The organism is Streptomyces sp. NPDC043685 (assembly GCF_056436585.1).
The window spans coordinates 144,041-164,017 of sequence record NZ_JBWKCH010000010.1; the positions used below are offsets into that span (position 1 = coordinate 144,041).

21 protein-coding genes and 1 pseudogene are annotated in these 19,977 nt (G+C 69.4%); 14 read left to right on the forward strand and 8 right to left on the reverse strand.

Annotated elements, in window-relative coordinates; genetic code table 11:
* Positions 1 to 13 precede the first annotated feature (13 nt).
* On the forward strand, positions 14 to 364 hold the full coding sequence (locus tag AC0665_RS30205) for a hypothetical protein (RefSeq protein WP_478706202.1): 351 nt from the start codon (positions 14 to 16) through the stop codon (positions 362 to 364).
* Positions 365 to 461: 97 nt separating this feature from the next.
* Here the strand turns inward: AC0665_RS30205 and AC0665_RS30210 are convergent, their stop codons facing one another.
* Together AC0665_RS30210 and AC0665_RS30215 are read right to left on the reverse strand one after the other, a co-directional pair.
* Positions 462 to 908 carry a hypothetical protein gene (locus AC0665_RS30210; protein WP_478706203.1) on the reverse strand — a complete coding sequence of 149 codons (447 nt, stop codon included), beginning with the start codon at positions 906 to 908 and terminating at the stop codon, positions 462 to 464.
* A gap of 171 nt (positions 909 to 1,079) precedes the next feature.
* The gene (locus AC0665_RS30215; protein ID WP_104782251.1) at positions 1,080 to 1,283 is read right to left on the reverse strand and encodes a cold-shock protein; all 204 of its coding nucleotides are present in this window, start codon (positions 1,281 to 1,283) and stop codon (positions 1,080 to 1,082) included.
* 607 nt (positions 1,284 to 1,890) lie between these two features.
* Here AC0665_RS30215 and AC0665_RS30220 point away from each other — a divergent pair.
* The gene (locus AC0665_RS30220) at positions 1,891 to 4,281 is read left to right on the forward strand and encodes an ATP-binding SpoIIE family protein phosphatase (protein ID WP_478706277.1); all 2,391 of its coding nucleotides are present in this window, start codon (positions 1,891 to 1,893) and stop codon (positions 4,279 to 4,281) included.
* Positions 4,282 to 4,340: 59 nt separating this feature from the next.
* Here the strand turns inward: AC0665_RS30220 and AC0665_RS30225 are convergent, their stop codons facing one another.
* A complete protein-coding gene (locus tag AC0665_RS30225; protein WP_478610289.1) occupies positions 4,341 to 5,354 on the reverse strand; it encodes a LacI family DNA-binding transcriptional regulator in 1,014 nt (337 codons plus the stop codon).
* 346 nt (positions 5,355 to 5,700) lie between these two features.
* Between AC0665_RS30225 and AC0665_RS30230 the strand changes: the two genes are divergently transcribed.
* Positions 5,701 to 6,666, forward strand: a complete 966-nt coding sequence (locus AC0665_RS30230) for a glycoside hydrolase family 6 protein (RefSeq protein WP_468639287.1) — start codon at positions 5,701 to 5,703, stop codon at positions 6,664 to 6,666.
* A 386-nt stretch (positions 6,667 to 7,052) separates the two neighbouring features.
* Here the strand turns inward: AC0665_RS30230 and AC0665_RS30235 are convergent, their stop codons facing one another.
* The gene (locus AC0665_RS30235; protein ID WP_478706204.1) at positions 7,053 to 8,231 is read right to left on the reverse strand and encodes a serine hydrolase domain-containing protein; all 1,179 of its coding nucleotides are present in this window, start codon (positions 8,229 to 8,231) and stop codon (positions 7,053 to 7,055) included.
* A gap of 266 nt (positions 8,232 to 8,497) precedes the next feature.
* Here AC0665_RS30235 and AC0665_RS30240 point away from each other — a divergent pair, with 266 nt between their 5' ends.
* From AC0665_RS30240 to AC0665_RS30260, 5 genes and pseudogenes are all read left to right on the forward strand, one after another.
* Complete coding sequence (locus AC0665_RS30240) at positions 8,498 to 8,995, forward strand: peptidylprolyl isomerase (protein WP_478706205.1); 498 nt, start codon at positions 8,498 to 8,500, stop codon at positions 8,993 to 8,995.
* A 157-nt stretch (positions 8,996 to 9,152) separates the two neighbouring features.
* A pseudogene (locus tag AC0665_RS30245) lies at positions 9,153 to 9,518 on the forward strand (aminoglycoside adenylyltransferase domain-containing protein); the annotation flags it as partial.
* Positions 9,519 to 9,976: 458 nt separating this feature from the next.
* Positions 9,977 to 10,141, forward strand: coding sequence for a hypothetical protein (locus tag AC0665_RS30250; RefSeq protein WP_478706206.1), 165 nt, complete (start codon positions 9,977 to 9,979; stop codon positions 10,139 to 10,141).
* Between the two features lie 92 nt (positions 10,142 to 10,233).
* Positions 10,234 to 11,472, forward strand: a complete 1,239-nt coding sequence (locus tag AC0665_RS30255) for a glycoside hydrolase family 5 protein (RefSeq protein ID WP_478706207.1) — start codon at positions 10,234 to 10,236, stop codon at positions 11,470 to 11,472.
* 312 nt (positions 11,473 to 11,784) lie between these two features.
* Positions 11,785 to 12,138 carry a cupin domain-containing protein gene (locus AC0665_RS30260; protein WP_468413994.1) on the forward strand — a complete coding sequence of 118 codons (354 nt, stop codon included), beginning with the start codon at positions 11,785 to 11,787 and terminating at the stop codon, positions 12,136 to 12,138.
* Between the two features lie 371 nt (positions 12,139 to 12,509).
* On the opposite strand, the gene AC0665_RS30265 is transcribed toward AC0665_RS30260, so the two are convergent.
* Positions 12,510 to 13,061 carry a DinB family protein gene (locus AC0665_RS30265; protein ID WP_468413992.1) on the reverse strand — a complete coding sequence of 184 codons (552 nt, stop codon included), beginning with the start codon at positions 13,059 to 13,061 and terminating at the stop codon, positions 12,510 to 12,512.
* Between the two features lie 143 nt (positions 13,062 to 13,204).
* On the opposite strand from AC0665_RS30265, the gene AC0665_RS30270 reads away from it, so the two are divergent.
* The 5 genes from AC0665_RS30270 (at position 13,205) to AC0665_RS30290 (ending at position 16,769) form a co-directional block, all read left to right on the forward strand.
* The gene (locus tag AC0665_RS30270) at positions 13,205 to 14,071 is read left to right on the forward strand and encodes a helix-turn-helix transcriptional regulator (protein WP_468639293.1); all 867 of its coding nucleotides are present in this window, start codon (positions 13,205 to 13,207) and stop codon (positions 14,069 to 14,071) included.
* A 44-nt stretch (positions 14,072 to 14,115) separates the two neighbouring features.
* Positions 14,116 to 15,114 carry a quinone oxidoreductase family protein gene (locus tag AC0665_RS30275; RefSeq protein WP_478610292.1) on the forward strand — a complete coding sequence of 333 codons (999 nt, stop codon included), beginning with the start codon at positions 14,116 to 14,118 and terminating at the stop codon, positions 15,112 to 15,114.
* 309 nt (positions 15,115 to 15,423) lie between these two features.
* The gene (locus AC0665_RS30280) at positions 15,424 to 16,059 is read left to right on the forward strand and encodes a hypothetical protein (protein WP_468413986.1); all 636 of its coding nucleotides are present in this window, start codon (positions 15,424 to 15,426) and stop codon (positions 16,057 to 16,059) included.
* Positions 16,060 to 16,187: 128 nt separating this feature from the next.
* Positions 16,188 to 16,454, forward strand: a complete 267-nt coding sequence (locus AC0665_RS30285) for a hypothetical protein (RefSeq protein WP_478706208.1) — start codon at positions 16,188 to 16,190, stop codon at positions 16,452 to 16,454.
* An 81-nt stretch (positions 16,455 to 16,535) separates the two neighbouring features.
* Complete coding sequence (locus tag AC0665_RS30290) at positions 16,536 to 16,769, forward strand: hypothetical protein (RefSeq protein ID WP_468639296.1); 234 nt, start codon at positions 16,536 to 16,538, stop codon at positions 16,767 to 16,769.
* Positions 16,770 to 16,874: 105 nt separating this feature from the next.
* Here AC0665_RS30290 and AC0665_RS30295 read toward each other — a convergent pair whose 3' ends face one another.
* Positions 16,875 to 17,270, reverse strand: a complete 396-nt coding sequence (locus AC0665_RS30295; RefSeq protein WP_468414160.1) for a RidA family protein — start codon at positions 17,268 to 17,270, stop codon at positions 16,875 to 16,877.
* Positions 17,271 to 17,380: 110 nt separating this feature from the next.
* Here AC0665_RS30295 and AC0665_RS30300 point away from each other — a divergent pair, with 110 nt between their 5' ends.
* Positions 17,381 to 18,352, forward strand: coding sequence for a helix-turn-helix transcriptional regulator (locus AC0665_RS30300; RefSeq protein ID WP_478706209.1), 972 nt, complete (start codon positions 17,381 to 17,383; stop codon positions 18,350 to 18,352).
* Positions 18,353 to 18,381: 29 nt separating this feature from the next.
* Here the strand turns inward: AC0665_RS30300 and AC0665_RS30305 are convergent, their stop codons facing one another.
* On the reverse strand, positions 18,382 to 18,900 hold the full coding sequence (locus AC0665_RS30305; RefSeq protein ID WP_478610296.1) for a hypothetical protein: 519 nt from the start codon (positions 18,898 to 18,900) through the stop codon (positions 18,382 to 18,384).
* Between the two features lie 163 nt (positions 18,901 to 19,063).
* Entirely contained in the window at positions 19,064 to 19,534 is a 471-nt protein-coding gene (locus AC0665_RS30310) for an ATP-binding protein (RefSeq protein ID WP_478610297.1), read from the reverse strand.
* Between the last annotated feature and the right edge of the window lie 443 nt (positions 19,535 to 19,977).

Consider the following 19,977-nt stretch of genomic DNA (forward strand, 5'->3'; position numbering starts at 1 on the left):
GGGAGATACAGCGATGAAGGAGCAGGGGCCGGGCCACACGTCACAGGGCGGAACGGCACAGAGCAAGCGCCTTGTCCCCGACGAGACGGTCGCACCGGGCGGCGGAGGGCCCGGGCCGGTCACGCGCGAGCATGTGCGTGAGTTGCTCGAAGCCCCTGACCAAGGATCGATCCTTGTTCTGCTGGAGGGCCGGGCCCAGGTGGTGCCCACCGCCGACCTCGGGTCCGACCGCTACGCCGGCGCTCTTGAGGTCGTCGGCAGCGAGGAAATCACCGGCCGGGCGACCCCGGGCTCCCGCACGAAAGAAGAACTCGACGCCCTGGCCGCCACACTGAACACGATGGTGGCGAAACTCGGGGCGTAGTACCCGTTGCCGTGTTCCTGACCATGGCCCGCCTGACCATGACCTACTCGGGGACGCGCTCGATGCGGCGCGTATTCTCCGAGCAGGTCAACGACCCCTACTTGATCAGGTACTTGCAGCCCTTGGGATCCTTGCCGCCCTTGTTGTCGGCAACCTGCTTGCCGTCGACCTTGATCACACAGGCTGCCGGTCGCAGCATGCCCGAGCCGTCCTGGACGGGGCCGGGGACGACAGTGACCAAGTAGCCCACCTTCTGTTCAGCCGCGGTCAGTTCGACGGTCTCGGTCTTCTTCCAGGGCAGCTTCTGCTTCGAGAAGTCGTTGCTGGAGATGTTGTAGCCGATCGTGGTCGTGCCTGAGCCGCTGACCTGCAACGTGACCGTGTGCTTCGCGCCTCCCCCAGCCGTCGGCGACTCCTTCGCCGACGCCGCTGCCTTACCGCCATCATCGGGCTTGGCCTTGTCCGCAGTGCTGTCGCCGCTTCCGCACCCCGTCAGAAGCGCCGCGGCAACCAGCGCCGCCGCCAGCCGCAATGTCCTTCGCATCTTCCTCGTGTCCTGTTCCGTGTCCGTCCTCGTGACCCGACACCAAGATCAAATCATGGCTCCGCGGCACAGCGTGTCCCGGGCCGGGGCCGGTTTCGGCTCCCAACGAGGTCGGCAGTGAGGCGGCCGTCCGGACCGGACGGCCGCCTCACTTCGGAACTCGGATGCCCCTCAGCCGCGGACGATGTTCTGAGCCTGCGGCCCCTTCTGCCCCTGGCCGATGTCGAACGTCACATGCTCGCCCTCGGTCAGTTCGCGGTATCCATTGCCCTGAATCTCGGAGTAGTGCGCGAAGACGTCCGGGCCCCCGCCGTCCTGCTCGATGAACCCGAAGCCCTTCTCGGAGTTGAACCACTTCACAGTGCCGCTGGCCATACCGTCAATCCTTCATTCCATACCGGGGACAGCCCTCGAAACGGGCATGCACCAGCCCCTGCAACCGCACGAGCCGCAGCCGTTCTACCCCGGACCGGCCCGCTTGTCCCACCCACGACACACCCAATCGCCACATCCGCCTCCCTGGCCGGAGTACCCGCCCCTGATCGTCCTTTCCCCGCTGCCTCGCCAGGGCGGGCGTCGTCGGCACCGCGCCGCGATGTGAGCCGTGGTCGGCACACCAGGCAATGGCTGCGGGAGCACTGGAAGAGCACGGCCCAGCAGCATCTTCCTCCGGTCGCCGGTGCCCTCCGACGACACCGGGTCGGCGGTCGTCGCTGTCGGCAGCCGCCGAGCCCTGGTCGAGGACCGTCCCTGGGCGCTGCCGTCCGGACGGCGCTCACCGCCTGGACGCACCGGCTGGGCAGCAGTCCCTCGGCGGCGCAGCCCGACGCACCGGGCGGGGCGGCGCAAGCGAGGGTGCGGATTTAGCCTGGGAGCAGCGGCTGGAAACCGGTCCCCGGCGGGAGCGGCTGTCCGGACGGAGGCCTATCGCGTGACAACGGGTGACAAGCAGGATGCCCCCACGGCCGCCGTGACGGTGGGCATGGACGGCAGGATGAGCGGCTGGAGCGAGGCCGGGCGGTTGCTGCTGGGCTGGTCGGCGCAGGAGACCGTCGGGCGTCCCGTGACCGATCTGTTCGTCACTCCCCCGCCCGGCTTCCCCGACGGCGACGGCACGGGGCCGGGCTTCACAGGGCTCGCCTCCCTCCGCCACCGGGACGGCTCGACGGTGGACGCGGTGGTGACGGCTCACTGCCTGCGTGGCACCGAGGGCCGGGCTCTGGGCCACATGGTGACCGTCCAGCGCTGGGAACGCCGCCCGGTCATCGCCGACCGGGCCTTCGAACAGTGTCCCTTCGCGCTGGGCGTCTACGACCCTGAGCTGCGGTTCCTATGGGTCAATGCCGCCGCGTGCGCGGTGATGGCGCACTCCGAGGAGCAGGTGCTCGGGGAGAAGTACCGGGAGCTCTTCCCCGAACTGGACGACATGGCGTACACGAATCAGCTCTCCGAGGTGGCGAGGACCGGCGTGCCCGCGCGTCTCATCACCGTCTTCCGCCCGCTCGGCAGCGACTACGCGAACGCCTGGGCCACCAGCATGTGGCCCGTGCGGGATGCCGAGGGCCGGGTCCGCGCGGTCGCCAACTGGGGATTCGACATGAGCGCCGAGTACTGGGCTCGGCAGCGCCTGCTCATCCTCAATGAGGCCGGCAAGGGCATCGGCCGGACACTTGATGTGATCGGCACCGCCCAGGAGCTGGCCAGGGCGCCGGTACCGGGCTTCGCCGACACCGTCACCGTCGATCTCTTTCACGAGGTGCTGCAAGGAGAGGAGCCGCCTGCTCCGCCGAGCGTCGCTCCCGGAGAGGCCGTGACTCTCCTTCGTGCCGCCCTGTACAGCGCGCGGGAGGGGACCGATCAGGGTGCGGGGCCCACCGAGCCGGTGGAACACGCCGCCGATTCCGTCGCTGCCCGCTGCATGGCCTCCGGCAGGTCCACCGTCCAGCTCACCGCTGAGGCCGGCCAGGGCGGCGAATGGGCCTTCGGGCCCGGGCTCGCCGCCGACCCGGCCCACTGGCCGCCGGGCAACCCGCTGATCGACGAGTCCATCGCCGCGGACGGGCTGACCTGCCGGATCACCGTGCCCCTCCGGGCACGGGGCGCGCTGCTCGGTGTCGTCGCGTTCGCCCGCAGTGACCGGCCCGAGAGCTTCACCGCCGATGACCTGATCCTCGCCGAGGAACTGACCGCCAAGGCAGCCGTCGCGATCGACAACGCCCGCCGCTATTCGCGGGAACGCGCCACCGCGCTGACCCTGCAACGCAGCCTGCTGCCCCAGCGGCTGCCGAGCCAGGAGGCGATCGAGGTGGCCTCCCGCTACCTGCCCGCCGGAGCCGGAGCGGAGGTCGGCGGTGACTGGTTCGATGTCATTCCGCTGTCCGGTGCCCGGGTCGCCCTGGTCGTGGGCGACGTGGTCGGCCACGGTCTGCACGCCTCGGCCGGTATGGGCCGGCTGCGCACAGCGGTCCGCACCCTCGCCGACGTGGACCTGCCACCGGACGAGCTGCTGACGCATCTGGACGACCTGGTCATCCACCTCTCCAGCGATGCCCAGCCGGCCGGCCACTTCCAGCCCACCGGCGAGTTCGGCGCCACCTGCCTGTACGCCGTGTACGACCCGGTCGCCCGCCGCTGCTCGCTCGCGAGCGCCGGCCATCCGCTGCCGCTGATCATCTCCCCGGACGGAACTCCGACCCCGGTGTCCGTGCAGCCCGGACCGCCCCTCGGCATCGGCGGGCTGCCGTTCGAGGCGACCGAGCTCGACGTGCCCGAGGGCACTCTGATCGCTCTCTACACCGACGGGCTGATGGAGAACCGCGAACGCGACGCCGACGAGAACACGGACGAACTCCTGCGGGTCCTGAACCAGCCCGCCACCTCACTGGAGGGCCTTGGCGACACCGTCATGGATGCCATGCTGCCCGAACGGCGCACCGACGACGCCGCCCTGCTGCTCGCCCGCACCCACGCACTGGATCCCCGGCACGTCGCCGACTGGGACGTCGAGCCCGACCCCGCGCAGGTGCCGCGCATCCGGAAGTTCGTCCTGGACCAGCTGGACGCTTGGGGCCTGGACGAGGCGGCGTTCGTCACCGAACTGGTCGTCAGCGAGCTCGTGACCAACGCCATCAGATACGGCGAACCGCCCATCAGGCTACGGCTGATCCGCCACACCTCCCTGATATGTGAGGTGTCCGACGCCAGCGACACCGCGCCACACCTGCGCCGGGCCCGGGCCTTCGACGAGGGCGGCCGGGGCCTGCTGCTCGTCGCCCAGCTCACCCAGGGGTGGGGCACCCGGCAGACCACCAACGGCAAGACGATCTGGTGCGCGCAGCACCTCACCGCCGAGCCCGGGGCCGGGGCCGGGTGACGAGCCCCAGCCCCATCAGGCGCCGGAGGCCAGGGACCGGGTGACGAACCTCAGACCGGTCAGGCGCTGGAACGGGTGATCAGGCGCGCGGGCAGGATCAGCGGGGTGGGGTCCTGTCCGTTGATCAGCGCGACCAGCATGCGCGCCATCTCCCGTCCGAGAGCGGTGATGGGCTGATGGACGGTGGTGAGGGGCGGGTCGGCGACCTGGGCCACGGCCAGATCGTCGAAGCCCACCACGGCGACGTCGGCGGGCACCGCCCGGCCGGCCGTGCGCAGGGTGCGCAGCGCCCCCACGGCCATGTTGTCGTTGGCGGCGAACACGCCGTCGAGATCCGGGTGGTTCGCCAGCAGGACGGCCATGGCGGCGGCTCCGCTGGGCTCGGTGAAGTCCCCCTCCCGCGGCGGGAGCGGTTCGAGGCCGGCCGCCAGCATGGCGTCCCGGTAGCCGCGGTACCGGGCTCGCCCGGCCTCGCTGTCCAGCCGCCCGCAGATCGCCGCCACGCGGGTCCGGCCGCTTGACAGCAGGTACTCGGTCGCGTCGCGCGCGCCGCCGACGTTGTCGACGTCGACGTACCACCGGGGCGCCGGACCGACCGGGCGCCCTCCGAACACGACAGGCATGTCCGTCTCCTCGGCCGCACCGGCCAGCGGATCGCCCTCGCGCAGCGCCATCAGCATGACGCCGTCGGCGCTCCTGGACCGGAGGAGTTCCTCCACCCGCTTGCGGCCCCGGTCGGAAGCGGCCAGGCACAGCATCAGATGCAGATCGGCCTCTTCCAGGGCTTGCGAGGCCCCCACGATCACCTGCGCGAAGAACGGATCCGCGAAGATCGACGGATCCTCCCCCGCGACGACGAGGGCTGCCGCTCCCGTTTGCCGCGTGGCCAGCGCGCGGGCCGTCGGGTTGGGCACATAGCCGAGTTGCCGGACAGCCCGTTCGACCGCCTCACGCTTGGCACGGCTGACATGCGGAGCGTTGTTGAGGGCACGGGAGGCCACGGAGCGCGAGACCCCGGCGCGTCGGGCCACCTCATCGAGCGTCGGCTGCCGACGCGGGGCACCTTCTGCCATGAACCACGAGCCTTTCTCACGAGCGGACGGAAAGCGTCTCATTCGGGCGCCCGGCGGAGCCACCCACCGGGGGCTGCGGACGCGACGCTGGGAGCGCTACCAGTTCGAGGTCCCGAACACTGCGTTCTCGGCATGAGGAACGAGTTCCCATGAGCCCGCGCAGCATCCCTTGACAGCTCAACCACGCGGTCACACCATACCGAGCACACCCCAACGCATTTCCGTCAGTTGGGATCGCTTCCAGTGGGAGCGCTCCCAAGCCAGCCGTCCCACCGCTCCCCACATCGGTCGGGCGCTCAAGACCAGGGCGCGCGACTCTCCCCGTCCAGGAAGTTGAGGTTCCGTCATGCGCCGCAGACTCCGCGCCTTCGCCGCAGCCCTCCTCGCCCTGCCGCTGGCGCTTGCCGCCGCACCCTCCGCACACGCCGCCGACCCGACGACCATGACCAACGGGTTCTACGTGGACCCCGACTCCAGCGCGAAGAGGTGGGTGGCCGCCAACCCCGGCGACGGCCGAGCCTCCGCGATCAACGCCTCCATCGCCAACACCCCCATGGCCCGGTGGTTCGGCTCCTGGAGCGGCACCATCGGCACCGCCACAGGTGCCTTCACGGGAGCGGCGGACCGCGTCGACAAGCTGCCCCTCCTCGTCGCCTACAACATCTACAACCGCGACTACTGCGGCGGGCACTCCGCGGGCGGAGCCGCCTCACCGTCCGCCTACTCCAACTGGATCGCCCAGTTCGCCGGCGGTATCGCCAACCGCCCGGCCGTCGTCATCCTCGAACCGGACTCCCTCGGGGACTACGGCTGCATGACCCAGGCGCAGATCGACGAACGCGAGAGCATGCTCAGCGGCGCCGTCAGCCAGTTCAGCCGCCAAGCCCCGAACACCTGGGTCTACATGGACGCCGGCAACCCGCGCTGGGCCGACGCGGCGACGATGGCCCGGCGCCTGCACGAAGCCGGCCTGCGACAGGCCCACGGCTTCTCACTCAACATCTCCAACTACATCCCCACCGCCGAGAACACCGCCTACGGCAACGCCGTCAACCGTGAACTGAGCTCCCGCTACGGCTACACCAAGCCGTTCGTCGTGGACACCAGCCGCAACGGCTACGGCTCCAACGGCCAGTGGTGCAACCCGTCGGGCCGCCGGATCGGCACTCCCACTCAACTGGGCGGTGGCGCCGAGATGCTGCTGTGGATCAAGGTCCCGGGCGAGTCGGACGGCAACTGCGGCGTCGGAGCCGGCTCTTCGGCCGGACAGTTCCTCCCCGAGGTCGCGTACAAGATGATCTACGGCTACTGACGCGGATCATCCGTCGCACTTGATCAAGGCGGAGACCTCCGGTGTGGTGGCCGTCCAGAAGCCCACCACACGGAGGTCTTCGTGTCCCACGGTGCCGCCCCGGCCGGCCGGGGCGAGGTGTGACAGGGCCGAGCGGAAGCCGGTGCACCGGATGACCGCATCTCATCGGCGTCGGCGTCCAGGATCACGAGGTCGAGGCCTTGGCGGCGCAGGTGGTGGTCGGCGGCGAGTCCGGCCCGGCCGTCGTCGACCACCACCGCGTCCGCGTGCTGCGTCACCGGGCCGTCGTCACCCCGTCGGTTGAAACGCAGAGCCTGGACGACTGCCCGGCCGCGCGCACCGGCCCCGCTGTCCGCATTCCAGGCCGCCGGGCCCTCCCTCGGTGCTCAGGCGCGGGTGAGCAGGCCGGCGACCCGAGCGATCATCTGGCTCTCGTCACCTCGACCGGCGGTGGTCGGAGTGTAGGAGAGGACGAAGCGGCGCCGCAGGTCACGCGTGGAGAACGCGGCGTTCTTGTAGCCATACGTCTCGCCGGTCTTGCCCCACAGGGTCACGCCGTTGACGGTGGCCTGCTGAAGCCCGGTGCTGTAGCGGGCCGGAGAGCCGTCCAGCATGCGCACGTCGTCCGGTGGCAGAGTGAACATCAGCCGGAGCAGCTCCGGCGGGAGCAGCTCGCCGGAGAACAGCGCGGTCAGCATCCGGTCGAGGTCGCCAGTGGTCGAGATCATGTCGCCCTCGCCCCGGGACGAGGACTGGTCGTAGACGGTGATGTCACGCAGGCGGCCGTCGGCCATCGCCAGGTATCCGTGCACATGCGGGCCGTGGATGCGCGGGTCGTTGCCGGGTACGACGGTGTCCTCCAGGCCCAGCGGACGCGTGATGCGCTTCCGCACGGCCTCTCCGTACGGGCGTCCGGTCACCTTGTCGATGATCAGCGAGGCCAGTACGTAGTTGATGCCGCGGTACTCCTGCCGGGTGCCCGGGGCGAACTTCAGCGGTCCTTGCGTCGCCGTCGCCACCCATTCCGCCGGCGTCCAGTGGTCGAAGCGATGGCGTAAGACGTCTTCCGCGATCACCGGTTCGGGAATGCCGACGTGGTCCGGCAACCCGCTGGTGTGGTTCAGCAGATGTCCCAGGGTGATGGACGAGAACCGGGCCGGGAGCAGCCGCGGCAGGACGCGTCGCACCGGCGTGTCCAGCCCGATCCGGCCCTCGGCCACCAGTTGCAGCACCACCGTGGCGACGAAGACCTTGGTGATGCTGCCGATGCGCACCTTGTCATGGGCCGTCACCGGCCGCCGTGCCCTGATGTCGGCCACACCCGAGGTGCCGTGCCAGTGGCCGGCCGAGCCGCCGACCCGCAATAGGGCCGCGGTCGACGGCGGGTGCTCCAGATCGTCGATCGCCGCTCGCAGGGCGGCGGTGTCCAGTGGCGGGAGTGGCGTGGGTGAGGCGGGAGCCGCGGCTGCGCGACGCGCCGGCAGTACCGTGGTGACGGCCAGGGCGGCCGCCCCTGACAGGGCAGCACCCGTAAAGGCCGTTCGTGACATGTCTGTTGGGGTCATGCCTCGCACCCTGTCAGCGGATGGGTGACCGGAACATCGGGGTCTCCCCGGAACATATCCCCGACTGCACCCTTGCGGGACCGCTCATGATCGAGGCCTCGGTGGCGTGGCCGCCGCGTCCGGGTAGGTTGTCCCGCCACCGGCGTGCCGGAGTGCCGGCGGTGATCGACTCGGTGACGTTGCAGATGATCGACACACACGACTGGTTCGCGAGCACACGGGGGGTCCGGGCCGGTCCGTAGTGCGCCAGATGTCAAGATGGGGGCATGACTATCAAGGTTTTCTTCGACATCACCATCGACGGTGTTCCCGTCGGCCGGATCAGCATGGACCTGTTCGACGACGTGGCCCCCAAGACCGTGGAGAACTTCCGCGCCCTGGCGACCGGCGAGAAGGGCTTCGGCTACAAGGGCTCGTCCTTCCACCGTGTCATCCCGGACTTCATGCTCCAGGGCGGCGACTTCACCCGCGGTGACGGCACAGGCGGCAAGAGCATCTACGGCGAGAAGTTCGCCGACGAGAACTTCACGCTCAAGCACACCAAGCCCGGCCAGCTCTCCATGGCCAACGCCGGCCCGAACACGAACGGCTCGCAGTTCTTCATCACCACGATCGTGACGTCGTGGCTCGACGGCAAACACGTCGTCTTCGGCGAGGTCGCCGACGAGAGCAGCATGGAGGTCGTACGGAAGATCGAGAGCTACGGCTCGCGGTCGGGCCGTACCTCGGCCACCATCACCATCGCCGACTGCGGCATGCTCTGACGGTACGTCGCCTGGACGGGGGGCAGTTGGGGTGGTCAGCACAGGGTGACCACCGCGCATGCCTCCCGTGCCTCAGGGCCGGATCGGGCCGCGGGCACCTGCCGCGTGTCCCGGGCCGGTGCGGTCGCCGCGAAGGCATGTGTATGACACTGGCGTGATGGATCAGCTTGAGCGGACTGTCGAACTGGTGCGCGACACGGTCGGGCCTGAGCTTGTCGGCATGTACCTGCACGGGTCTGCTGTGCCCGGGGGCCTCGCCCCGGCCAGTGACCTGGACGTCCTGGCTGTGACCCGCAGGAGCCCGGGGCCGGCAGCCCGGTCTCATGCCCGATCTGGCCTTGATGATCACGATGGTTCTCGCGGGTGACCGGCCCCTGACCGGCCCACCGCCCGCCCGCGTACTGGCCCCGGTGCCGCATGCCGACCTCGTCCGGGCCGCCGTCGCCGGCACCCCGAGCTCCTGGCCGAGCTGGATGCCGACACCCGCAACGTCCTGCTGACCCTCGCCCGTATCTGGAACACCCACCGAGGGCCGCGTCTCCTGCCACTGTGGTCTGTCAACGCCTCGTGTTGTAAGCCGGGTTGCGCCCCAACGATTGACAGATCGACGCCCGATCGGGACTCTACCTGTTGCGCTACCCTGTGGGAGCGCTCCCAGGGTCCGGTATGCGATGCGTGGAGGGGAGAGATGCCGCTGCGACGCTTCCGCAGGATTCCCACCTCCCCAACGGGTGGGCGTGAACGGCTGCTTCCCTGATCACATGAGGGTCGGCCACTCGCCGTGCCCTGCCCGCGTGTCACACCACACCGCACACCCCACGGTTCCCGCCAACGGGCGAGGCAGGAACGTCTCCCCACCCGCCGCGCCGACCGAGTCCCCACGGGCGGGCCACACTTCGATCAGCCTCACCTGCACAGCATCGCCGATGCATCTTGCGACACCTGACTGAGCAGTACACCCCCCACACCAGGAGTCCTTACATGGCCATGCAAGGGCGCGGTTTCCTAACCCCGAGCGCGACCGGAGCGGCGGGCGTGCGCCAGTACGCCTGGAGCTGCGGCAGCTACAACGGCGACTGTCTGTACGGAGACACGGCGGCCCGCGAGCTCCTTCGCCCCGATGCCGCCTCCGGTACCACCACCTGAGAATCCGTCCTGAGCTGAGGAACGGGCGGGCCGCAGGGTGGTGGGCCTCCTCGGCGCCTCGGCACCGTCACGACCGGGAAGAGGAAGAAGCCATGCTTGTACGAGCGGGGAAGGTCAAAGCCATCCTCCTTGCCGTTGTGTTGGCGATCGCCGCGTCCGTCTACGGCTCGACGGATGAGGCAACAGCCCATACCGCGGCACGGTCCAGCGCTTCACAGATCGTCACCGATATGGGTGCGGGATGGAACCTGGGGAATCAGCTGGAAGCCAACAGCAACGGGTATCCCAGCGAGACGGCATGGGGCCAGCCGATCGTCACGCAGGCTCTGATCGACAAGGTCAAGGCGGCAGGGTTCAAAACGATCAGAATCCCGGTCTCGTATCTGCGGAACATAGGACCCAGCCCGGACTACACGATCAACTCTTCGTGGCTGAACCGGATCCAGGAAGTCGTCAACTACGCCTATAACCGGGGCCTGTATGTGACGATCAACATGCACGGCGACGGTTACAAGACCATCAACGGCTCCTGGCTGATCTGCGACTCCTCCTCCCAGACGGCCATCAAGGCCAAGTATCAGAAGGTCTGGCAACAAGTCGCGAACAGGTTCAGGAACTATGATCAGCGGCTGATCCTGGAATCCATGAACGAGGAATTCGACGGGCAGTACGGCCGCCCGACGCAACCGTGCTACTCGAACATCAACAGTTACAACCAGATCTTCGTGGACACCGTGCGGAAGACCGGCGGGAACAACAGCTCCAGGTGGCTGCTCGTTCCCGGCTGGAACACGAACATCGACTATACCGCCGACAATTACGGCTTCGCGATTCCGTCCGACCAGTACCGGTCCCCCTCCATTCCGGCCAATGAGCGGCGCATCATGATCTCCGTTCACCACTACAGCCCCTGGGACTTCGCCGGAGAGGAGAACGGCACCATCACGCAATGGGGGCGAGGAGCGACCAATCCGTCAAAGACGTCGACCTGGGGTCAGGAAGACTATCTTGATTCCCAGCTCAAGAAAATGCACGACGTATTCGTCACGAAGGGATACCCGGCCGTTGTCGGCGAGTACGGTGCCATCGACAAGTCCTCTTTCGACTCGTCGAACAACAGGTATCGTGCGGACTACGCACGGGCCGTCGTGGCCACTGCCAAGAAGTATGGGGCGGCCACCGTCTACTGGGACAACGGCGCAACCGGACGCTACGGGTTCGGCCTGTTCGACCGGCGCTCCCTCGCGGTCACCCAGCAAGGCATCGTCAACGCCATCATGAGCGGCGTCGGCAGCAGCGCCGTCCGTGCGGGCCTGCCGTCCGGCACGTAGCGCGATCAGAAGCGTGTACGTGACTCCGCATGCGTGAGCTCGCCTGGCACGCGAGAGACGGTGGCAAAAGACGGAACCCCAGGGCGCTGCCCTGGGGTTCCGTTACGGGTCGGGTGACGGGCTTGGTGCCGCCTTCCGGTCCCGCGCCTGACACAACGTCCGAACATGGTGCTCCTACCGGACAGATTACGGGTGGGCTCCGTGCGGGGCAGCGGAGATCCTCGGTGGACCGCGAGGGCAAGGTCAATCGGTGCTGGCCCAGATACACACGCTCGCGGGTTCGCGTCGTTGAAGAACCAGCAGAGGAAAAGCATGTCGCTTCTGAAGACCATCGATACCGACCCCTCCTTCGCACCCCTCGAGTCCGGCCCGCTGCCGGAACGCCTGATTTCCGGTGACCCGACGTACAAGACCTGGGCTCTGGACGCCGCCCGCGGCGAGACGGTCAAGACGGGGATCTGGGAAGCCACCCCCGGCGAGACGCGCTCGATCAAGGGCGAGCTCTTCGAGTTCTGCCACATCCTTTCCGGGGTCGTCGAGATCACGCCGGAAGGTGGCGAGCCGGTGGTCTACAAGGCAGGCGACAGCTTTGTCATGAAGCCGGGCTTCGTCGGTGTCTGGAAGACCATCGAAACCGTGCGCAAGATCTACCTGACCGTGTCGTGACCCCCGATGCAGCAGGGTGGGGCCCGCTAGACCCTCACGACGGCAGCCTGTCCGGGGGCACATGCCCTAGACCACGCTCTCACCCGTGCTGAGGTGGGGGGTGGGGACTCGGCAAGCTATCTCCAGTCCCGAGCTGGCTGCCGGGGCCTGTACGACCCACCCCCCATGGCCGCGAGTCCCTCACGATCTCCGTCCGGCCTATCGCCACGCACCATATCCCGGGCCACTGACAACGCAGGGACATCTCGGAGCCGTGATGGATCAGTTCCCTGGTGACGGGCAGGACGATGCCCTCCCCGGGACGCCGCTCGGGACCCGAGTCGCCAGGCAAGCGTGGTCATCCGGGCCGGTCCTGACTCCGGCCGAGGGCCTCAGACGCCGGCAGCGCCGTCGATGCGTTCGCGGAGCAGGTCGGCGTGGCCGTTGTGACGGGCGTACTCCTCGATCATGTGGATGAGGACCCAGCGCAGCGACACGGTTCCCCGCCAGGAGTCCTCCCCCGCCACGTCCAGGTCGGGGGCCTCGTCGGCGAACCGTTCGGCGAAGGCCACTTCCGTTCGCCACGCCTCCCAGGCCGTGGCCACCACCCCCGGGTCGTCCGTGGCGCCGTCGAAGTCTCCGTCGGGGTCCTGGGGTGAGGAGAACAGGGGCGGCGCGTCCTGTGCGGCCAGGACGCGCCGGAACCAACGGCGTTCCACGTCGGCGAGGTGGCGGACGAGGCCGAGCAGGGACAGCGTGGACGGTTCGACGGACCGCAGGGACAACTCCGCGTTCAGGCCGGTGCACTTCAGCCGCAGTGTCGCGCGCTGGGCACCCAGGACATCGGTGAGCATCCGCCGTTCGTCGCCCGTCGTCGGGCCGGTGAACCGGCGCGCACTGTCCGCGCCGCCGAACAGTTCGGCTCTTCTCCTGGGGTCGCCCATGTCCACCCTCCGTTCGCTCCGCGCACTCTGTCGCGTGCGGCCGTGGAGGCCACGTTCGCGTACGGCATGGTCACGTCGCCACCCCATTACCCATGACGCGGATCCGCCCCCGGGGCCGCGAGGGCACTGCTTAAGGTGGGTCCATGGCCGGCACTCCTTCGCCCTTGTCCCACGACGAACGCCGCACCGAGCTGCGGGCGTTCCTGCGCAGCCGTCGTGCCCGGGTCTCGCCGGCCGATGTGGGCATGCCGGACGGCGGTCGGCGGCGCACGCCGGGGCTGCGCCGTGAAGAGGTGGCGGTGCTGGCCGGCGTCGGCGTGTCCTGGTACACGTGGCTGGAGCAGGGGCGCGACATCAAGGTGTCCGGTCAGGTGCTCGACGCGGTGGCCCGGGTGCTGCTGCTGGACTCCGCGGAGCGTGCGCACTTGTACCGTCTGGCCGGGCTCAATCCGCCGCAGCCGTCCTCCTCCCCCGGGGGCACCGCCTCCCCGGAGGTACGACGGTTGCTGGACGCCTGGTCGCCGAGGCCCGGCTATGTCCGTGACCGGCACTGGAACTTCGCCGCCGTCAACGACGCGGCTCGGTTGGTGTTCGGCTACGGCGAGAGCGACCACAACTGCCTGGTCTCCTTCTTCACCAACACCCGCTACCGGGTGCTGCATCGGCATTGGGCCGAGACCGCGCCTCACGTGGCCGCCGCCTTCCGGGCCGACGCGGCGCGCTACCCGGACGATCCGGAGTTCGGCCGTATCGCCTCCGAACTCGTCGCAGCCAGTCCCGAGTTCGCCGAACTGTGGGCACGCCATGACGCGGCCGAGCACACCAGCGCGGTCAAGGCCGTCGATCACCCCGAGGCCGGCACGATGGTGTTCGACGCCATGCTCCTGCCGCTTCCCGAGCTGCCGGGACACCATCTGATCCTGCACAATCCGCGTCCCGGCTCTGGAACCCAGGAGCGGATGGAGGGGCTGATGCGGCAGCACAGCCTGGTGGTGCCACACCCAGGATGAGTGGGCACTGCCCGGTGCGCGGCGGCGCCGGGAGGATCGGTGACATGAACAAGAGCAGCAGCACGCAGATGCAGGCCGTGACCATTCCCGAGTTCGGCGACGCCGAGGTGCTCCGCCTCGCCGCCCTCCCGGTCCCCGCGCCAGGGCCGGGCCAGGTGGCCGTCGACGTGACGTACGCGGGCGTCAACTTCGCCGAGGTCCTCTACCGCCGCGGCGTGGTCGACGTGCCGCTTCCGTTCGTGCCCGGCATCGAGGTGGCGGGCCGGATCCGAGCTGTCGGCGAGGGGGTCCGGGACCTGACCGTGGGGCAGCCGGTCGCCGCGCTCACGATCGTCGACAGCGGTGGTTACGCCGAGGTGGTGATCACGTCGGCGGACCTGGTCGCGCCGCTGGACGGCCTCGGTGTCGAGACGGCCGTCGGCGCGGCGCTGCCGTCCAACAGCACCACCGCGTTCCTCGTGCTCGACCGGGTGGCTCGGATCGAACCCGGCGAGAGCGTCCTCGTGCACGCGGCCGCCGGTGGCGTGGGAAGCCAGCTCGGTCAGGTCGCCCGTCTGCTGGGCGCGGGGCGTGTGGTCGGCACGGTCGGCAGCGAAGCCAAGATCGCCACGGCCGAGGGGTTCGGCTACGACGAGGTGATCCTGCGGGAACACACCGCCGACGCCGGTGCGTTCGACATCGTGGTCGACATGGTCGGCGGTCCGGCCCGCCGCGCCGGCCTGGACCGGCTGGCCCCGATGGGACGCCTGGTGGTGATGGGCAACGCCTCGGGCGCCGACGATGTCGGCATCCCGGCCAATGAACTGTGGTTCGACAACAAGACCGTCTCCGGCTTCAATCTGGCGGCCTTCGCCGCCGCCTTCCCCGGGGAAACGGGCCGGGCACTGCGGCGCGCGGTCGCGGCCGCGGCTTCGGGGGATCTGCGGGTGCGGGTCGAGACCCTGCCGCTGCGGGAGGCCGTCGAGGCGCATCGCCGCATCGAGTCGGGCATGACCACGGGCAAGCAGGTGCTTCAGGTCGCGCGGCACACCTCGGCCGACTGACAACCGTCAGCGCCCGCGTACATGGCTTCACACTCAGGGGGCCCGGTGAAATCTTCAGGCACCTGGCACCTGGGCCGCGGAATGCAACTCGGGCGCGGGGGCGGCCCGTTGGTGACACGGACCGTGGACATGAACCCGACGCCGGGAAAAGGAGCACAACTTCATGGGACCAATCGGCTCTTACAGTCCGTACCATCTACACACCACGGCATCGTGCGGCACATACGGCGTCGCAACCGGCCCGAGGGGATCCTGTCCGAGCGCAGGCTCCATCGCGGCGCGACACACGCCCAGGAAAGGTTCAACACCATGCCCGAGACCACAACTCCCGCCACCGAACTGGCCTCGCAGTACATCGCCCAGGTGACCGGCGACCTTGAGGCGAACGTCAAGGAGCAGGAACGCATCGGTGCGGAGATCGCATCGCTTCAGGAGCAGCTCGCCGCTCTGCAGCGTGATCACACCGTGCTGGTGAGCGTGCAGAAGGCACTCGGCATCACCAAGGCCCCGACCGAGCGTGCCGCCGCGTCCCGGAAGGCCGAGGTGCCCTCTCCCCGGCGGAAGAAGGCCGCTGCCGCTCCCGCCGAGAAGCCGAAGTCCCGCAAGGCCGCTCCCGCACCGCGCAAGAGCGCCGCCAAGAAGTCCGAGAGCAAGGGGACGAGCGCCGCCAAGGCCGGCCGGCCCACGCTGGTCGAGCTCATCCGCAGCCACCTGGCCGACCAGAAGGAACCGCGGTCCGCCGCGGAGATCTCCACGGCGCTCAGCAAGGCACATCCCGAGCGCGACATCGCCGCCAAGGTCGTGCGCGTCACGCTCGAAGGCCTCGTGGCCAAGAGCCAGGCCGAGCGCACCAAGCAGGGCAGGTCGGTCTTCTACAGCGCGCAGGCGTCCGCACCCGGCGCTGCTCCCGAGGCACCGGCACAGTCCGACGTCACCGACAGCTGACGCCGGACGGGGTAGCTCGCCCTGCGTGAACCGCAGGTGCGGGCGCCCGGCCGTCACCGGCGTGCTGACATCGGCTGCACCAGCGGACTGATCGCGGGTGAGTCGGTAGGAACTCAGGCGCAGGCCGTGTGGTGCAGGATTTCGGCGGCCAGTCGGTCGTTCAGGGCGTTGGGCAGGGTGTGGCCCAAGCCCTCGGTCAGCAGCAGACGGGCGCCGGGGATGGCGGCCGCTGTCGCTTCGCCATGGGCGGGCTGGTTCCGGAGATCCTCGCCGCGGAGACGGCCGCGTTCATCGAGGGGGCGCACCTGCTGTGGCTGCTGGATCCCGACCAGGTGGGCCTGACGGCCGTGCACCGCAGCTACTTCGAGGGGCTGGCCCTTCGGCTGCGTCCGTGAGCACGGGCGGCTGAACCGCACGGACAGGGTGAGCACAACTCCCGCCCGTGTCCCGCGCGCGTCACGAGAGTTGATCACGGCATGAAGAAGTCACCCTCGCGCATCATCGCCGTCACCGCGCTCACCGCCGGTGCGGCCCTGGCCTCCGTGGCACCCGCACAGGCGGGAGTCCTCGACGGCACACTCAACAATGCCGCTGTACTGGATTCCGTCAGCGCCTTGGGCTCGCTCGTCAACAGCACCCTCTCCGACGCCTCGAACAACAACGCGGCCACGAAGGCGGAGGGCAGGGGGAACAACGGCGTGCTCGGCTGAGCGTCCGCATGACCAAGCCGGTGGACCAGCGGATCCGCCGACCGGCGGGGGCGTGTCACGCCCCCGCCGGTGCTGTCACGTTGCTCTTCTTGTGCGACCGGCGCCCTACGCGACGGCCGTTCCCTCGAGTTCGACCATCTGGCCCGGGATCGCCAGCCGTGTCACCCCGAGCATGGTGGTGGTCGGCGCCACCCCGGCGGAGGCCAGTCGTGCGGCCAGCACGCCGTAGTGCGGGAACAGCAGATCCACGTCGGTGGTGTAGACGTTGAGCCGGACGAGGTTCGCGAGGGACATGCCGGCCTCGTGGAGCACCGCCTCCAGGTTGTCCAGGCTCAGCGCCAACTGCCCGGCCATGTCCCCCTCGTGCTCGGGCTTGCCGTCGCCGTTCATCGCGGTCTGTCCGGAGCAGTACAGGGTCCGGGTGTGCCCGGAGACGATCTCTCCCTGGTTGAATCCCATCCCCACCGACCACGTCACCGGGTTGACTGCCGTGCGTTCCACTGCCACGTCCGCTCCTCGCATCTCGAACAACCGCCGTCGTCGACGTCTGTGTCCATGAGCCTGCCGACAAAGCACGACACCCTCCGTCATGTATTCGATACGGTCTCCGCATGCGTGCCGATCGACTGGTCTCGCTGGTGCTGCTGTTACGTCAGCGCGGTCGGCTGACGGCGGAGACGCTGGCCCGTGAGCTCGAAGTGTCCACGCGCACCGTGTTGCGCGACATCGAGGCGCTGTCGGCTGCAGGCGTCCCGGTCTACGCCGAACGCGGCCGGCACGGCGGCTTCGCGCTGCTGCCCGGCTTCCGGACCGCGCTCACCGGGCTGAACCACGATGAGGCGCTGGCGCTGCTGACGGCCGGATCGGGGCGCGGGGACCAGGCGTTCGGCCTCGGCTCGGCGCTCGCGTCGGCCATGCGCAAGGTCGTGGACGCGCTGCCCGAAGGGCATCGCGCCACCACGAGCGACGCGGCCCAGCGCCTCCTCGTCGAACCGGAGACCGACCTGCTGTCACGCCGGCGGGGCACCGAAGAGCCGCCCGGCCCGGTCATGGTCGAGATCCGGCGCGCGGTGCTCGCGGGCCGCAAGCTGCGCATCCACTACGCGGCCACGGACCAGACGCCGCGCTGGCGCACGGTGGACCCGGTCGGCCTGGTGACCGTTCGCGACCGGGGCTACCTCCTGGCCATGAGATCCGGCGAGGACCGCACGTACCGGCTGTCACGGGTGTCGGCCGCCGAGGAACTGCCCGAACCGGCACAGCGACCCGACCGGATCGACCTCGACCGGGCCTGGCGCGAACGCTGTGCGCGTTTTCTGTCCGGCGGCCATATCGCCGTGGTGATGCGCGTCCACCCCAAGCGGCGCGAGGACGTGTTCGACACCGCGGTGGCCGTCCGCGCCGCGGCACCCGAGACGGACGGCAGGCTACGACTGGACGTGACGTTCCAGGACCTGCGGCACGCCGAGTGGGCGCTGTGGCAGCTCGGCTCGGACGCGGAGGCGCTGACCCCGCCGTCGTTGCGCAGGGCGTTGCGCGACCGGGCCGCCGCGATGGCCTCCTTGTACGACGACCCGGACTGAGAGTCGACCGGTCGCGGTACGGAGCCTCCTCAGTGCCCGGCGGCCGCCTTCACCAAGGCGACCGCCACACCGATGGCCGCGTCCACGAGGCCCGCCGCCACCGCGGTCAGGACACCGCCTCCCATGCGCAGTCCGCCGACACAGCCCCACAGGAAGAGGGAGACGACGCCGACCCCCGCCGCGGTCAACAGCGCGGTGTCCAGGGACAGGACGTCCAGCGCCGCCAGGCCGATCAGCACGGCCGGACCCACGGCGCAGGACAGCAGGGGGCTGCTGACGTAGAGCATGCGCCGCAGCTCGCGGCCGGAGGCGAGGTGGCGGTGGACCGTGCGGTGTGCCTGCTGGTCGGCGACGAACGCCGCGAGCCACAGCCCCAGTGCGGTCGTCAGGACCGTGGCGACCGCGCCGAGGGCGCCCCCATGACCGAGCGACAGACCGACCACCACGGCGATCATGGTGATGGTCGCGTAGATGCGTTCCTTCAGACGGTCCGCCAGTACACCGGCCGCCGGGCCAGGCGGCCGGTCCGCAGCTTCGTGGTCCGCCACCTGATGCTCCTCACCTGTCCGGGACGCGGGCTGCGCGTCCTCGCTCGGTCGTCGTGGCTTGCGCGCTGCGCGAACCTCCGGCCACGAGGACCAGCATGCCCCGGCGAACGGCCGAAACCGGCAACCAGGGGGCGGGGTGGGCGCCCTTTCGGATCGGCTGCTGTCAGTGACGGTCGCCGTGGGGCGTGTCGGCGGGGTTCTCCCTGAGGGCGATACGGGCGGTGACACTCTTGCCGAATCGTTCCTGTCGCGCTTCGAAGCCCTGGGCGACAGCCATCACGATCTCCAGGCCGTGCTGGCCCACCCGGCCGGCGTCGGCCACCCTGGCGACCGGCAGTACCGGGTCCGAGTCCCACACCGTCACCTCGACCACATCACCGTCGATCCGCAGGGTCATCCGGGCCGGGCCGGGTGCGTATTTATAGACGTTGGTCACCAGCTCACTGACCACGAGCTGGGTCAGATCGAAACCGCGCGGGGAGATTTCCAAGCCCTGCTCGGCCTGTCCGCGGGTCAGGAAATCGGCGGCCAGTCGCCGGGCCTGGGCGATGTCCGTACCGGCCCCGTCCAGAGCCAGGCTGATCTTCCAGGGACGCACGGCCGCGTCCCCGCCCGGTGGGTCTGGTTCCCTCATCGCTGCCTTCGCTCCCCGCACACACGCCCCGCGTACCCGGGAGAGCGCGGTCGACGCTCCGCCGTGCCTGCCGTTCGCTCCGTCGCCCGGCGGTATCGCGCCGTCGATGCGGGCAGTACCCGGAACACATTTCCGGCCGTCAGTATCGCCGACATGGCGGGGAAGGTGTGACGAACCCCCGACAGGCGGCCGCAGTAAGCACTGCCGGGAAGCGCACGCCGGTGTCGCGTCCGGGAAGTGTTTCTGTCGCCGATCGGTAATCGTTCTCCGGCCACAGGGAATTTCACACCGGCACATACCGACGGGCGTCCTCCTCCCCTCCACCTCGCAACTTCTGCGTACTCCCAGCTCACAGGCGTCTTGACCTTGCGGAGCAGGCAGCCCTACATTCCCCAGGCGGTTCGCGGACCTGTCATTCATCTGCCTATGCAGACGCCTCAGCT

Excerpts from the sequence above, each read along its gene's own strand:
- AC0665_RS30205 (WP_478706202.1), top strand. The coding sequence starts at position 14 with ATGAAGGAGCAGGGGCCGGGCCACACGTCACAGGGCGGAACGGCACAG.
- AC0665_RS30210 (WP_478706203.1), bottom strand. The coding sequence starts at position 908 with ATGCGAAGGACATTGCGGCTGGCGGCGGCGCTGGTTGCCGCGGCGCTT.
- AC0665_RS30215 (WP_104782251.1), bottom strand. The coding sequence starts at position 1,283 with ATGGCCAGCGGCACTGTGAAGTGGTTCAACTCCGAGAAGGGCTTCGGG.
- AC0665_RS30220 (WP_478706277.1), top strand. The coding sequence starts at position 1,891 with ATGGACGGCAGGATGAGCGGCTGGAGCGAGGCCGGGCGGTTGCTGCTG.
- AC0665_RS30225 (WP_478610289.1), bottom strand. The coding sequence starts at position 5,354 with ATGGCAGAAGGTGCCCCGCGTCGGCAGCCGACGCTCGATGAGGTGGCC.
- AC0665_RS30230 (WP_468639287.1), top strand. The coding sequence starts at position 5,701 with ATGCGCCGCAGACTCCGCGCCTTCGCCGCAGCCCTCCTCGCCCTGCCG.
- AC0665_RS30235 (WP_478706204.1), bottom strand. The coding sequence starts at position 8,231 with ATGACCCCAACAGACATGTCACGAACGGCCTTTACGGGTGCTGCCCTG.
- AC0665_RS30240 (WP_478706205.1), top strand. The coding sequence starts at position 8,498 with ATGACTATCAAGGTTTTCTTCGACATCACCATCGACGGTGTTCCCGTC.
- AC0665_RS30250 (WP_478706206.1), top strand. The coding sequence starts at position 9,977 with ATGGCCATGCAAGGGCGCGGTTTCCTAACCCCGAGCGCGACCGGAGCG.
- AC0665_RS30255 (WP_478706207.1), top strand. The coding sequence starts at position 10,234 with ATGCTTGTACGAGCGGGGAAGGTCAAAGCCATCCTCCTTGCCGTTGTG.
- AC0665_RS30260 (WP_468413994.1), top strand. The coding sequence starts at position 11,785 with ATGTCGCTTCTGAAGACCATCGATACCGACCCCTCCTTCGCACCCCTC.
- AC0665_RS30265 (WP_468413992.1), bottom strand. The coding sequence starts at position 13,061 with ATGGGCGACCCCAGGAGAAGAGCCGAACTGTTCGGCGGCGCGGACAGT.
- AC0665_RS30270 (WP_468639293.1), top strand. The coding sequence starts at position 13,205 with ATGGCCGGCACTCCTTCGCCCTTGTCCCACGACGAACGCCGCACCGAG.
- AC0665_RS30275 (WP_478610292.1), top strand. The coding sequence starts at position 14,116 with ATGAACAAGAGCAGCAGCACGCAGATGCAGGCCGTGACCATTCCCGAG.
- AC0665_RS30280 (WP_468413986.1), top strand. The coding sequence starts at position 15,424 with ATGCCCGAGACCACAACTCCCGCCACCGAACTGGCCTCGCAGTACATC.
- AC0665_RS30290 (WP_468639296.1), top strand. The coding sequence starts at position 16,536 with ATGAAGAAGTCACCCTCGCGCATCATCGCCGTCACCGCGCTCACCGCC.
- AC0665_RS30300 (WP_478706209.1), top strand. The coding sequence starts at position 17,381 with ATGCGTGCCGATCGACTGGTCTCGCTGGTGCTGCTGTTACGTCAGCGC.
- AC0665_RS30310 (WP_478610297.1), bottom strand. The coding sequence starts at position 19,534 with ATGAGGGAACCAGACCCACCGGGCGGGGACGCGGCCGTGCGTCCCTGG.